Below are 13672 nucleotides of genomic sequence, written 5' to 3'. Positions count from 1 at the left end.
CACGGTATCAGGCTGCGGGCATCCGCTGTTCGACGATCTCGGCCCACCAGCTGCACCCGGCAGGGATCGCCTCGTCGTTGAAGTTGTATTCCGGGTGGTGAACCATCGCCGTGTCGCCATTGCCCACCAGGATATAGGCACCGGGACGCTCTTCCAGCATGTAGGCGAAGTCTTCGCCGCCCATGACCAAAGGTGCCTCCTCGCAGGCCCCTGAGATCGAGCGGGCGACCTCGGCGGCGAATTCGGTCTGCTCGTCGCTGTTGATCATGACCGGATAGCCCCGGATATAAGTGACATCGGCAGTACCGCCGAATGTCGCGGCGACGCCCGAGCAGATTTCGTTGATGCGCTGCTCAGCAAGGTCGCGCATCTCTTTGCTCATCGTGCGCACGGTGCCCTTGATCTGCACTTTCTGCGGGATCACGTTGAACGCCTTCGACGAGGTCTCGAACGAGGTGACCGAAACAACGACCTGATCGATCGGATCGGCATTGCGCGACGCGATGGTCTGCAACGCCAGAACCGCCTGCGCTGTCATGACAGTGGTGTCTACGGTTTCATGCGGTTTGGCGGCATGACCTCCGCGACCTTCGAACGTGATATCGAACTGGTCAGTCGCCGCGAAGAACGCCCCCGGCCGGATCGAGAAGCTGCCCACAGGCTTACCGGGCCAATTGTGCATTCCGTAGACTTCCTGAATGCCCCAACGCTCCATCAGGTTGTCTTCGCACATCTCGCGGCCGCCGCCGCCGCCCTCCTCGGCGGGTTGGAAGATCACAACGACGGTTCCGTCGAAATTGCGCGTTTCGGACAGGTATTTGGCCGCCCCCAGCAGCATGGCGGTGTGGCCGTCATGGCCGCAGGCATGCATCGCACCCGGCGTTTTCGAAGCATAGTCCAACCCCGTCGCTTCGTGGATCGGCAAAGCGTCCATATCCGCCCGCAATCCGATCACCTTCCCCTTGGTGTCGACCTTGCCTTTGATCAACCCGACAACTCCGGTGCGGCCAATCCCCGTGACCACCTCGTCGCAGCCGAATTCCTTCAGCTTTTCCGCAACCAGCGCACTGGTGCGATGCGTATCGAACAGAATTTCAGGATTCTCGTGAATATCACGCCGCCAGGCGGTGATTTCATCCTGCAATTCGGCAAAGCGGTTCTTCACTGGCATCTTCGTCTTCTCTCCTTAAAAAAATCTCAGGCCACCGGCATCCGGCGTTCGACCATCTCAGCAAACCACGAGCATCCGATCGGAATGATCTCGTCATTGAAATCGTATTTGGGGTGGTGAAGCCCGGCGCTGTCGCCATTTCCCAGGACTATGAAGGCGCCGGGACGTTCCTGCAACATGAACGAGAAGTCTTCGCCCCCCATCACCATCGGTGCTTCGGCACAGCTGCCACCGACGGCAATTGCCGCGGATTCTGCATATCCGGTCTGCTCTTCCGCGTTGATCGTGACGGGAACGCCGCGCGAGTAGGTCACCGTGGCGGTGCCACCCATGGTCGCCGCGACACCTTGCACAACTTCATTCAGTCGTTGTTCGATCAGGTCGCGCATCTCGTTCGAATGGGTGCGGACGGTGCCACGCAGCCGGGCCGATTGCGGGATCACGTTGAACGCATTCGACGAGGTCTCGACCGCAGTGACCGACAGAACGGCCTGCAAGATCGGGTCGGCGTTGCGCGAAACGATGGTCTGCAGGGCCACGATCAGTTGCGACAGCATGACCGTAGTATCCACGGTTTCCTGCGGCTTGGCGGCATGACCGCCGCGGCCTTCAAGATGGATGTCGAACTCGTCCGCCGCCGCCAGCAGAGGCCCGGAGCGAATGGCAAACTGCCCGGTCGGCAGGCCCGGCACGTTGTGCATCGCATAGACTTCCTGGATGCCGAAGCGGTCCATCAAACCGTCCTGGCACATGGCTTCCGCACCGTTGCCGCCTTCTTCGGCCGGTTGAAAGATCACGATCGCGGTCCCATCGAAGTTTCGGGTCTCGGCCAGATATTTGGCGGCGCCCAGAACCATCGCAGTGTGACCGTCATGGCCACAGGCATGCATGGCGCCCGCAGTCTTGGAGGCATATTCCGCTCCCGTCTGCTCCTGCATTGGCAGCGCATCCATATCGGCCCGCAGACCAATCACCCGGCCTTGGGTGTCGGTCCTGCCCTTGATCACGCCGACTACCCCGGTCCGGCCAATTCCGGTCACCACATCGTCGCAACCGAACTCTTTCAGTTTTTCCGCAACCAATGCGCTGGTCCGATGGGTATCGTAGAGAATTTCGGGGTGTTGATGTATGTCGCGCCGCCAACCGGTGATTTCGGGGTGCATTTCGGCAAAACGGTTCTTGATCGGCATGACTGTCTTTCCTGTTTCAGGCGATGGGCATTCGTCGTTCGACAAGCTCGGCGAACCAGCTGCATCCGGCAGGAATGGCCTGGTCGTCGAAATTGTATTCGGGATGGTGGCACATGGCCGTGTCGCCGTTCCCCAAGAAGATGTAGGCTCCGGGCCGTTCTTCAAGCATGTAGGCGAAGTCTTCGGACGGCATGATCGGATCCGTTGCGTCATTGACCTTGCCGGCCACCGCCTCGGCGGCTTCGGCGGCGAAGGCCGTTTCCGCCTCGGAGTTCACCGTCACCGGGTAGCCGGGCGTCCAGGTCACGCGGGCTTTGGCGCCAAAAGCCGAGGCTGTGTCTTCGGCGATCCGGCGCACGCGCTCCTCGGCGATGCCACGGTATTCCGGGTCCAGTGTGCGAACCGTGCCCTGCAGCCGGACCGTGTGCGCAATCACGTTCGAGGCGACGCTGTCAGTTTCAAACGTCCCCACCGTCAGCACCACCCGTCGGATTGGATCAACGGTGCGGGATACAACCGATTGCAGCGCAACCACGATATGCGATGCCACCAAGGTTGTATCGATGGCTTCATGCGGCGCGGCGGCGTGGCCACCTTTGCCGGTCACGACAATCTCGAACTCGTCCGACGACGCCAGCAGCGCGCCGGGCCGGATTGCGAACTCTCCGACAGGCAGGCCGGGCATGTTGTGCAAGCCGTAGACTTCCTGAATGCCCCATCGATCCATAAGCCCATCGCGGCACATGGCCAGACCGCCGGCTCCGCCTTCTTCGGCCGGTTGAAAGATCAGAACCACCGTTCCATCGAAATTGCGCGTCTCGGCAAGGTATTGCGCAGCGCCGAGCAAGATCGAGGTGTGCCCGTCATGCCCGCAGGCATGCATCTTGCCCGGCACGGTCGAGGCATAGTCCAGTCCGGTCGCCTCGTTGATCGGCAAGGCATCCATGTCGGCACGCAACCCGATCACCCGCCCCTGCGTGTCCGTCCGCCCTCGGATCACGGCCACGACACCGGTTTTACCTATACCCGGCGTGATTTCATCGACACCGAACGCCTTGAGCCGGTCGACAACGAAGCCGGCGGTTTCATGCACGTCGTACATCAACTCGGGATGCGCATGCAGGTGCCGCCGCCACTTGGTGATCTCGGCGTGCATTTCGGCAAGTCTGTTTTTGACCGGCATGTTCAACTCTCCGAGCTTCTGACTGAAATCCTGAGTTTCCAGTGCCTCTTTTTGGGTCACGCCGCCAGTTTGTAGACCAGACGCTGCATGAAGTCATGGCCGGCGTTGAACTGAGCGATCGTGATGTATTCGTTCGGCTGGTGCGCCTGGGCGATATCTCCGGGCCCACAGATCACGGCCGAGTAACCGGCTTCCTGAAACTGACCGGCTTCGGTGCCATAGCTGACGACATGGGTTGCGTTGTCGCCCGTAAGGGCGCGCACCAGCGTCTCGGCTTCGCCATCTGTTTCCGGGACCAACGCCGGAACGGCAAAGCTGGCCTTCACCTCGATATGGGCGTCAGGATGCACTTGCTGCATCTTCTCTTCCGCCACTCTTACCTGTTCCAGATAGGCTTCTTTCCAAGCTGATGCCTGCTCGCCGGGGACGACCCGGAAATCCATCATGAAACGGCAATCCTTGGCCGTGATGTTGTGCGCAGTGCCGCCCTTGATCATGCCCACGTGGCAGGTTGTCCAAGGAGGATCAAAGACTGCCGCGATGTCGCTGGGGTCCGCCGCCATGTTGATGTCGTTCTGGGCATTCGCCCAGTCGATCAGCGGCGCGGCATACATGATCGCATTGACACCGGTATGCATGATCGAACTGTGCACCTCGTATCCAACCACATGGGTATCATAGCCGAAACCGCCCTTGTGGCCGGTGACGGCCTGCATCATCGACGGCTCGCCCACCACCACGGCCGAGCCCTTGGGCAGAACCTCTTGCATGGCGACGATCATGGGCGGCGCACCGGTGCAGCCGACCTCCTCGTCAAAGCTCAGCGCCAATTGCAGCGGGCGCTTGACGTCGGCGTACTGCGCCTCGACCAGCGCCCATATGGCGAGGGCGTCAAAGCCCTTCATGTCACAGGTGCCACGTCCGAAATACTTGCCATCTCGTTCGGTCACGACAAACGGGTCGCTGTCCCAGGGTTGTCCGTCCACCGGCACCACATCCGTGTGACCGGAAAGCACGACCGCGCCTTCCTCCCAAGGGCCGACATGGGCAAACAGGGCCGCCTTGTGCGGCTGGTCCGGATCCGGCCATCTGTGGGCGCGGATTCCGTGGCCGTTCAGGTAGTCTTCGACCCAGTCGATCAGCGGCAGGTTGCTGTCGCGGCTGACGGTGGGAAACGAGATCAGCTTGGTCATGATCTCAAGCGGAGTCAGGCGCTGTGGCATATGGGTCAGTAGCCGCTGTCGGTCGTCAGGATGAAGTGGCCCGGCTCGACCTCGCGGTATTCCGAAGGCGCAGGCTCATAGCCGATTGGGTGAATTGGAGACGGGATCGGTTTGAAATTCAGATCTTTTTCCGTTTTGCGCTGATTGGGATCGGCGATCGGAACCGCCTTCATCAATGCCTGCGTATAGGGGTGCTGTGGGTTCTCGAAAACACGCGCCCGTGGGCCCAGTTCGACGATCCGGCCCAGATACATCACACCCACGTGGTGGCTGACCCGCTCAACCACGGCCATGTCGTGGCTGATAAACAGATAGCTCAGCCCAAGTTCGGACTGCAATTCCATCATCAGGTTCAGAACCTGCGCCTGAACAGAAACGTCCAGCGCGGAAACGGCTTCGTCCGCAATGATCAGTTTCGGGTTCAGGGCCAGCGCCCGGGCAATCGCAATTCGCTGCCGCTGCCCACCCGACATTTCGTGCGGGAACCGGCGCATGAAGCTGCGTGGCAGGTGCACCTTGTCGAACAGCTGTGCGACCCGGTCCTGCAATTCCGACCCCGATGCCACGCCATAGTTGCGCATCGGCTCGGCCACCTGGTCAACCAACTGCATCTGCGGGTTCAGCGATGCGAATGGGTCCTGAAAGATCATCTGCATGTCCAGGCGGGCCTTGCGCAGGCCCTTCTGGTCCAGCTTCATGATGTCCACACCATCAAGACTGATTTCACCGGCCATGGGCTCGATCAACCGCAGGATCGAGCGTCCGGCCGAAGATTTTCCACAACCCGACTCGCCGACGAGGCTCAGCGTCTGCCCTTTGTTCAGGGTGAACGAGACATCTTCGACCGCGTGCACATTCGAAATGGTGCGGCGCAGTATCCCGCCTTTTACCGGGAACCGCGTGGTCAGGTTCCGGACTGACAGCAATACATCCTCGGTTCCGGGAATCGGGGCGATCTTCTGTCCTTCGACACCCAGCAACTTCATCGGCTCGGGGGCGGATTTTCCGCGCATCTCACCCAGCTTGGGCACCGCGGCCAGCAAAGCCTTGGTGTAGTCATGCTGGGGATTCTCGAAAATCTCGGTGACGGTGCCCTCTTCGACCTTGTTGCCGCGGTACATGACGACGACCCTGTCGGCCATCTGGGCGACCACGGCCATGTCATGGGTGATGAACATGACCGCCGTGCCGGTTTCACGCTTCAGCCGGTCCATCAAGGCGAGGATCTCGGCCTGGATCGTCACGTCCAGAGCCGTGGTGGGTTCATCGGCGATCAGCAGGCGCGGCTCGCAGGCCATGGCCATTGCGATCACAACCCGCTGGCGCATCCCGCCCGACAATTCGTGCGGATACTGCTTGAGCCGCCGCTCGGGTTCGGGGATGCGGACCTGTTTCAGCAGTTCCAAGGCGCGTGCTTCGGCCTGGGACTTGGACATATCCTTGTGAATCCGCAGCCCTTCGGTCAGCTGTCGCCCGACCGTGAAAACAGGGTTCAGCGCAGTCATCGGTTCCTGAAAGATCATCCCGATTTCGTTGCCGCGAATCTGCTTCATGAGGTCCTGATCGGCCTTGGCCAGATCCAGTTCGGTCCCGTCGTTGCGGTCGAAAATCAACTGTCCGCCGGCGATTTCACCCCCGCCGAATTCAACAAGGCGCATCAATGACAACGAAGATACGGACTTGCCCGATCCCGATTCGCCCACGATGCAGACGGTTTCGCCCGGACGGACCTCGAACGAGACGTCCTCGACCCCGACGACGGGCCCATCCTTGGTTTGGAATTCGACCCGAAGTTCCCTGATCTGGGCGATAGGCTGATCCAGCACGCGAGCGCTCCCCTTGGCTGCATGAGTGTTTTGATTGCCGAACGCTAAGGCGGGCTGACAGGAAAAGTCAAACGCATTGCCAGTTTCGCTGCGGCAAGGCTTGCAATTTCTGCAAACTCTGTTTCGATACCCCGCGTAACCGTGCCGAGAAATTGGGCGTAGTGCGCAGACATTTGCGCAATTGTCTTTTGTTTCAGTGGCTTGAGCCCGGCACGGCAACGCCAAATCCGCAGGCCTTGCGGAGAAAATCGAGACACGAATGTGTCCAACAAGGAGTGTATGATGAAAATCAAAACCCTTTTGCTTGGTGCGATTGCAAGCACGGCGATGGCCCCGATGGCCATGGCCGAGCGCGGATCGGACGGCAACGTCAGCATCATCTATTGGCAAGCACCCTCGATCCTGAACCCGTTCCTGTCGGGCGGCACCAAAGACGTCGAAGCGGCCTCGCTGGTGATCGAACCTCTGGCCCGCTACGACCAGGACGGCAACATGGTGCCGTATCTGGCAGCCGAAATCCCGACCGTCGAAAACGGCGGCGTGAGCGAGGACCTCACCTCGATCACGTGGAAGATCGCTCCGGGGATCACCTGGTCGGATGGTACGCCGTTCACCTCGGCCGACGTGAAATTCACCGCCGATTACTGCATGGACCCCGAAGGAGGCTGTGCGCAGGTGACCAAGTTCGAAGGCGTCACCAGCGTCGAAGCTGTGGATGATCTGACCGTCAAGGTCACTTTCGACAAGCCGACCCCGTTCCCCTACGGTCCGTTCGTCGGCGGTGAAAGCCCGATCATCCAGGCAGCTCAGTTCGCGGACTGCATGGGCGCGAAAGCTCCGGAATGCACCGAGCAGAACTTCAACCCGATCGGCACCGGCCCGTTTGTCGTCACCGAGTTCAAGCCGAACGACGTGATCACATTCAAGGCCAACGACAACTATCGTGACCCGGCGAAACCGGCCTTCGCAACCGTGACCTTCAAGGGCGGCGGCGATGCGACCGCGGCCGGTCGCGCCGTGATGGAAACCGGCGAGTTCGACTATGCCTGGAATCTGCAGTTGGCGCCCGAAGTGATCGCGCAGATGCAGGAAGGCGGCAAAGGCACTCCGGTGGCAGGCTTTGGCCCGCTGGTCGAGCGCATCATGCTGAACCAGACCAACCCGTCGCCCGAACTGCCGGAAGGCGAGCGTTCGACGGCCAAGCACCCGCACCCGTTCCTGAAGGATCCGGCGGTCTACAAGGCTATGTCGATGGCAATCGACCGCCCGCTGCTGGTTGAGATCGGCTATGGCCAGGCGGGTAAAGTGACCTGCAACTGGGTGCCGGCTCCGGCTGCGTTCAACTCGACCTCGATGACCTGCGACACGCAGGATATCGAAGGCGCCAAGAAACTGCTGGATGATGCCGGCATCGTCGACACCGACGGCGACGGCGTCCGTGAGAAGGATGGCGTTCCGCTGAAAATCGTCTATCAGACCTCGACCAACGCCGTCCGTCAGGACTTCCAGGCGCTGATCAAGGAATGGTGGAGCCAGATCGGCATTGAAACCGAACTGCGCAACATCAACGCTTCGGTCTTCTTCGGTGGTGACCCGGGCTCGCCCGACACGTTCCAGAAGTTCTATGCTGACGTTGAAATGTACGCCAACACCTTCAACGGCACCGACCCGCAAAGCTATCTGGGCAACGGCCTGTGCGACAAGGCACCGCGTCCCGAGACCCAGTGGCAGGGTGAGAACATCAGCCGCTTCTGCAACGAAGAGTTCGACAAGCTGCACGCCCAACTGGCGCAGACCGCAGGTCTGGAGCCGCGCGCCGAAATCGCGAAGCAGCTGAACGACATCATGGTTCAGAACGGCGGCATGATCCCGCTGGTCCACCGTGGTCGTCTGTCGGCCCACGCAAACACTCTGGGCGGTGTCGTCCTGAACGTGTGGGACAGCGAACTGTGGAACATCGCTGACTGGTACCGCAAGACCGGTTCCTAAGCGCTAGCCTTGCACAGCCGCGTCCCGATCTGTATCGGGGCGCGGTCTTTCGCAAGTTCCACCAACAAGAAGACGCATATAAAGGCGCCTCTTAATGCTCAACTTCACCATTCGACGACTGATCCTGGCCGTTCCGACGCTGCTGTTCATCAGTCTCGTCATCTTCCTGTTGCTCGAGCTCGCCCCCGGCGACCCGATGGCACAGGTTCCGCTTACCGTTCCGCCTGAAGTCAAAGAGAAGATGCGCGAGGCGCTTGGCCTCGGCCAGCCTATGCATGTCCGATTCTGGAAATGGATCGTGCAGTTCTTCTGGATCGAACCGCAGGTTTTGGTCGACCACATCTTTGGCACCACCTTTTCCGAAGGTGACCTGCGTGTGATTTCGTGGCAGACCCGCTCGCCCGTCATGGACATCGTCGTTCAGCGTATCCCGCAGACCCTGTGGGTTGTAGGCACCGCCTATGTGGTCGCCATCCTGATCGCCCTGCCCATTGGCATCTATTCGGCCTATCGCCAGTATTCCTGGTTCGACCAGATGGGCACCTTCGTGTCGATGGTCGGCTTCTCGGTTCCGCCGTTCTTCTCGGGGGTGCTGGTGATCGTGATCTTCTCGGTCCAGTTGGGCTGGTTCCCGTCGATCTATGACACGACGCATGTGGTCAATGACTGGGACAGCTTCGTCGTTCAGCTGAAACAGATGATCATGCCCGTGATGGTGCTGGCGCTGCAGATCACAGCGCAGCTCAGCCGGTTCATGCGCGCCTCGATGCTGGACAACCTGAACCAGGATTACGTCCGTACTGCGCGCGCCAAGGGGCTGAGCGAGTACACCGTCGTCATGGTGCATGTCCTGCGCAACTCGATGATCCCGGTGGTCACCGTGATCGCTCTGGGTATTCCGGCGATTTTTGGTGGCGCGATCATCACCGAGCAGGTGTTCAAGGTGAACGGCATCGGCCAGCTGCTGATCGGCGCCATTCAGGCCAATGACTTGCCGATGGTGCAGACGCTGACCTTCATCTTTGCCGTGTTGATCGTCCTGTTCAACCTGATCGCGGACGTTCTTTACGGCATTCTGGACCCGAGGATCCGCTATGACTGATCACAATCAATCAGACACGCTGGTCCCTGATGAGGGCCTGGCGCCGGCCTCGACGGTCTTGCCGACTGCCGATGTAATGGAAGAACTGACCACCCCGCCCCGCAGCCAGTGGCGCGACGTGTGGGACCAGTTCAAGACCCACAAGGGCGCCATGATCGGCGCGATGCTGTTCATCTTCATCGTCGCGGCCGTCTACCTTGGCCCGTTCCTGTGGACCATCGACCCGACCCAGATCGACATCCGTGCCCGCAACCAGGGGCCCAGCTGGGCCCATCCGTTCGGCACCGATCAGCTGGGCCGGGACATCATGGCGCGAATGATGTCTGGGGGGCAGACCTCGGTATCGGTCGGCATCACCGCGATGCTGCTGGCGCTGTTCCTGGGGTCGTTCATCGGCGTGGTTGCCGGGTTCTTCAAACGGCTGGACGGGCCGCTGATGCGCCTGACCGATCTGTTCCTGGCCCTGCCGCTGCTGCCGCTGCTGCTGGTGATGATGCTGCTGTTCCGCGAGCCTCTGTCCGCTGCGTTCGGGCTTGAACGTGGGATTTTCATCCTGATCGTCTGCGCCATCGGCATCACCTCGTGGATGCCTACGGCGCGGATCGTGCGCGGCGACGTGCTGGCCATCAAGGAACGCGAATTCGTTCTGGCCGCCCGCTCGATCGGTACCAGCAACACGCAGATCATCACCCGGCACATCCTGCCCAACGTGCTGTCGCCGATCATGGTCTCGGCCACGCTGGGCATCGCCACGGCGATCATCACCGAAAGCGCGCTGTCCTTCCTGGGGCTGGGCTTCCCGCCTGACTTCCCCACCTGGGGCCGGCTACTGTTCGATGGCGTCGACTATCTGCAGCAGTACCCCGAGCGTGTGTTCTGGCCCGGCCTGGCGATCTCGCTGACCGTTCTCAGCGTGAACTATCTGGGCGACGGCCTGCGCGATGCGCTCGATCCGCGGATCCGCGGACGCTGAACCAAAGTCAGTCGGCGCGCCTGAGCGCGCCGGCCAACACCACGATCACCACTGCCAGCGGCAGCAGGACGGCAAAGGCCAGCCGCAGTGACAGGATACCTGCCAGAAGCCCGATCAGCGGCGGACCGATCAGCAAACCTCCGTATCCCAAAGTGGCCACACTGGCGATGGCCTGCCCCGGCGGGACATGCGGGTCGTTCGCGGCCCGGCTGAACGCCAGCGGCATGATCACCGCATAGCCCACACCCATCATCGCGAATCCAGCCAGCGCCCCGACCGCGCCCCCAGCCGATACCACCAGGAACACGCCGACGGCGGCGCAGGCTCCGCTGACCCGGGCCACCGGCACCGGGCCGAACCGGGCGATCACGAGGCCGCCCAGCAGCCGCACGGCAACCATGGACACCGAAAAGACGGCATAGCCCAAGGCCGCAACGCTTTCAGCCACCCCCGTGACATCCCGCAGAAAGATGGCGCTCCAGTCAGCCACTGCGCCCTCGCCCAGCGCGCCGCACATTGCGGTCAGCCCGACCAGAACCAGAACGCCGCTGGGCAAGGCAAAGATCGTGGCGCCGTCGGACTGCACCCGCCGCGACGTCCATCGGACCCAGGACAGGGCAAGCGCCAGCGCCACGGTTGCCCCGCCGGCCAGCAGGAAATGCGGTAACACGGCAAGTTGCATCTGAACCGCGCCATAGCCGCTGAGCGCCCCTAGCCCGGCGCCGAGGCTCCACATCGCGTGGAACGAGGACATGACCGGTTTGGCGTAGGCCTGCTCGACCTCGGCGGCCCAGGCGTTCATGGCCACATCCATCGAGCCGTGGAAGGCCCCGAAGATGAACAGGAACGCAGCCAGCATGGCGAAGCTGTCGGCGGCCGCAAGAAGGATCAGTGATGCTGTGTACAGAACCGCGATCACCCGCGTCACTGTCACCGCGCCGAACCTGTCGGTCAGGCGTCCAGTGACTGGAAAGGAACACACCGCGCCGGCTGCCATGAACAACAGGCCATAACCAAGCTCCTCGTGGCTCAGCCCCAGACGGTCACGGACGGCCGGAATGCGCGAGGCCCAGATGCCGAACAGGGCGCCGTTCAGGATGAACATGGCGGCCACGGCCCGCCAGGCTGAAACCAATCCGATCATGAAATCTGCCCCGCCTGCGAAAGATCTGCCTAGCAGCAATACAGGCAGCGCGTCGGTTGGCAAGCCGCGCTATTCCAGCTTGCGGCGGATGCGGCGCACGGCCAGCCAGACAAGCGCCACTACAGGCAGCGTCACGCCTGCGGTCAGCATCCCCTTGCTGATCCCCGCATTGGTCAACGGGTACAGCAGGTAACTGACCAGCGACACGGCGTAATAGCTGATGGCGACCACCGACAGGCCTTCGACCGTGTGCTGCAATCGCAGCGCCAGATCCGCCCGGCGGTCCATGCTCTCCAGCAAGGCCTGGTTCTGCGCGCTGCGCTCGACATCGACCCGAGTTCGCAGCAGGTCACCGGCCCGAATGGCCCGGTCCGAAAGCGCCTGCAGCCGCCGTTCGGTCGCCTTGACCGTGCGCATGGCCGGGTCATAGCGGCGCATCATGAAATCGGCGAATGTCTGACGCCCGTGAAAGCGATCCTCGCGCAGCGCCTCGATCCGCTGGTGCACGATGGCCTCGTAGGCCCCCGTCGCGGCAAAGCGAAAGGCCGAACGCGCCGACAGCGTCTCGAGCTCGGTCGAGGTGGCCAGCAATTGCGGCAGCAGGTCGTCGGGATGGGTCGTGTCCTTGGTCATCTCGCCCATCAACTGGGTCAGTTGCCGGTCCAACTCGCCGATCTGGGGCATCAGGGCCTTGACCCGGGCAAAGCCCAACATGGACATCGCCTTGTAGGTCTCGATCTCGCACAAGCGCTGGATGATCCGGCCGGTGCGCCTGCGCCCGGTGCCCTCGGACACGAACAGGGCAAACCGCATGTGGCCCGCCGGGTCGATGCGAAAATCGCTGGCGCAGATCGCCGAGTCGTCCAGTACCCGCGACACCGCCAGGCTTTCCGGCTCGAACCAATCCGCCAGCGCGGCTTGCGTGGCCCCGTCATCCGGGCGCGGCACCACCCGCAGCGTGATCGAGGTCACGCGCTGGCCCGGACTGGCCATCAGCCAGTCGGGGGGGAAAACCTCGAAATCGGCGGGGTTGAAGGCGCGCTCGCTGACATTCTGAGTAATGGCCGTATAGGTCACGAATTCCGTGTGGTGCTCCCACTTCAACCAATGCCGCCCGATCTGGCCGGCATAGTGGGTGGCATCAGGCTGCGGATGCTGCGCCCCATGACGGTCCAGCAGGTCAATCAGGTGGGCCATATCTTCGGCTCGGTCGCGCGCCACCGCGGCGACCGGCTTTTTGATCGCAAGGAAGACAACCGTGCATGGCGCCTGCGCCACGGGGAACGGCCGCGCGTGCAATTCGTTGGCCAGCGCATAGCGCAGCGGATGATCCTCGATTGGCGTCATTTTCGGCTCCGTTTCGTCAGGGGCAATATACGACACCACATCAGATCATCAATTCTCTTTTTATTTCATATACTTACAGGAATACAACGGCATACAATCACTCTATCTCATTGATTTGGCTGCCAGAGCTCGATCGGATTGCCCTCGGGGTCGTGCAGGCGGGCGAATTTTCCGATCTCGCTGTTCCATTCGTCACGGGTCTCCACCTCGATTCCAGCCGCACGCAGCTGGTCTACCATGGCCGCCAGATCGTCGACGCGGAAATTGATCATCCATTGCTGCGCGGCATCACCGAAATAGTCCGTGTCTTCGGCGAATGGGGCAAACACGGTGTAGCCTTCGCGCTGCTTCCACGGAACCGGGTCATAGTGATTGACGCCCAGATGGGTCTCGTACCATTGCGACAGAGCCTTCGGATCGCGGGCGCGGAAGAACACGCCGCCGATGCCGTTTACCTTATGCATGGAACACCTCGTGCCGTTGGGGGTTGCTGTGGCATCATACCCTGAAACGAAAAAAGGCGC

The 13672-nt window shown here is 61.6% G+C and carries 11 protein-coding genes; 3 read left to right on the top strand and 8 right to left on the bottom strand.

From position 1 onward, the window contains the following. Positions 1-7: 7 nt before the first annotated feature. Genes ACR3EK_RS04510 through ACR3EK_RS04490 form a run of 5 tightly spaced genes read right to left on the bottom strand, consistent with a single transcriptional unit; the run spans position 8 to position 6593 of the window. A complete protein-coding gene (locus ACR3EK_RS04510) occupies positions 8-1171 on the bottom strand; it encodes a M20 aminoacylase family protein (RefSeq protein WP_480632787.1) in 1164 nt (387 codons plus the stop codon). A gap of 26 nt (positions 1172-1197) precedes the next feature. After that, positions 1198-2361: a M20 aminoacylase family protein gene (locus ACR3EK_RS04505; RefSeq protein WP_480632786.1), complete on the bottom strand. Its 1164-nt coding sequence runs from the start codon at positions 2359-2361 to the stop codon at positions 1198-1200. Positions 2362-2377: 16 nt separating this feature from the next. Beyond that, a complete protein-coding gene (locus tag ACR3EK_RS04500) occupies positions 2378-3544 on the bottom strand; it encodes a M20 aminoacylase family protein (protein ID WP_170357322.1) in 1167 nt (388 codons plus the stop codon). Between the two features lie 56 nt (positions 3545-3600). After that, complete coding sequence (gene argE, locus ACR3EK_RS04495; RefSeq protein WP_480632785.1) at positions 3601-4767, bottom strand: acetylornithine deacetylase; 1167 nt, start codon at positions 4765-4767, stop codon at positions 3601-3603. Between the two features lie 5 nt (positions 4768-4772). Continuing rightward, positions 4773-6593: an ABC transporter ATP-binding protein gene (locus tag ACR3EK_RS04490; protein WP_480632784.1), complete on the bottom strand. Its 1821-nt coding sequence runs from the start codon at positions 6591-6593 to the stop codon at positions 4773-4775. Between the two features lie 282 nt (positions 6594-6875). Between ACR3EK_RS04490 and ACR3EK_RS04485 the strand changes: the two genes are divergently transcribed. The 3 genes from ACR3EK_RS04485 (at position 6876) to ACR3EK_RS04475 (ending at position 10657) form a co-directional block, all read left to right on the top strand. Beyond that, a complete protein-coding gene (locus ACR3EK_RS04485; protein WP_480632783.1) occupies positions 6876-8582 on the top strand; it encodes a peptide ABC transporter substrate-binding protein in 1707 nt (568 codons plus the stop codon). A gap of 94 nt (positions 8583-8676) precedes the next feature. Continuing rightward, positions 8677-9684, top strand: coding sequence for an ABC transporter permease (locus tag ACR3EK_RS04480; protein WP_170340351.1), 1008 nt, complete (start codon positions 8677-8679; stop codon positions 9682-9684). Then, positions 9677-10657 (top strand): ABC transporter permease, encoded by a 981-nt coding sequence (locus tag ACR3EK_RS04475; protein ID WP_480632782.1) that lies wholly within the window; start codon positions 9677-9679, stop codon positions 10655-10657. The genes ACR3EK_RS04480 and ACR3EK_RS04475 overlap by 8 nt, the downstream gene beginning before the upstream one ends. A gap of 7 nt (positions 10658-10664) precedes the next feature. Here ACR3EK_RS04475 and ACR3EK_RS04470 read toward each other — a convergent pair whose 3' ends face one another. The 3 genes from ACR3EK_RS04470 to ACR3EK_RS04460 form a co-directional block, all read right to left on the bottom strand. After that, positions 10665-11801 carry an MFS transporter gene (locus ACR3EK_RS04470; protein WP_480632781.1) on the bottom strand — a complete coding sequence of 379 codons (1137 nt, stop codon included), beginning with the start codon at positions 11799-11801 and terminating at the stop codon, positions 10665-10667. Between the two features lie 69 nt (positions 11802-11870). Then, positions 11871-13148 (bottom strand): DUF3422 family protein, encoded by a 1278-nt coding sequence (locus ACR3EK_RS04465; protein WP_480632780.1) that lies wholly within the window; start codon positions 13146-13148, stop codon positions 11871-11873. Between the two features lie 107 nt (positions 13149-13255). Beyond that, positions 13256-13612: a VOC family protein gene (locus ACR3EK_RS04460; RefSeq protein ID WP_170364530.1), complete on the bottom strand. Its 357-nt coding sequence runs from the start codon at positions 13610-13612 to the stop codon at positions 13256-13258. Positions 13613-13672 lie beyond the last annotated feature (60 nt).

Source organism: Ruegeria sp. BC8 (genome assembly GCF_056535705.1).
Note: the sequence above shows the minus strand (reverse complement) of the source record. Positions and strands in the feature narration are given on the sequence as shown.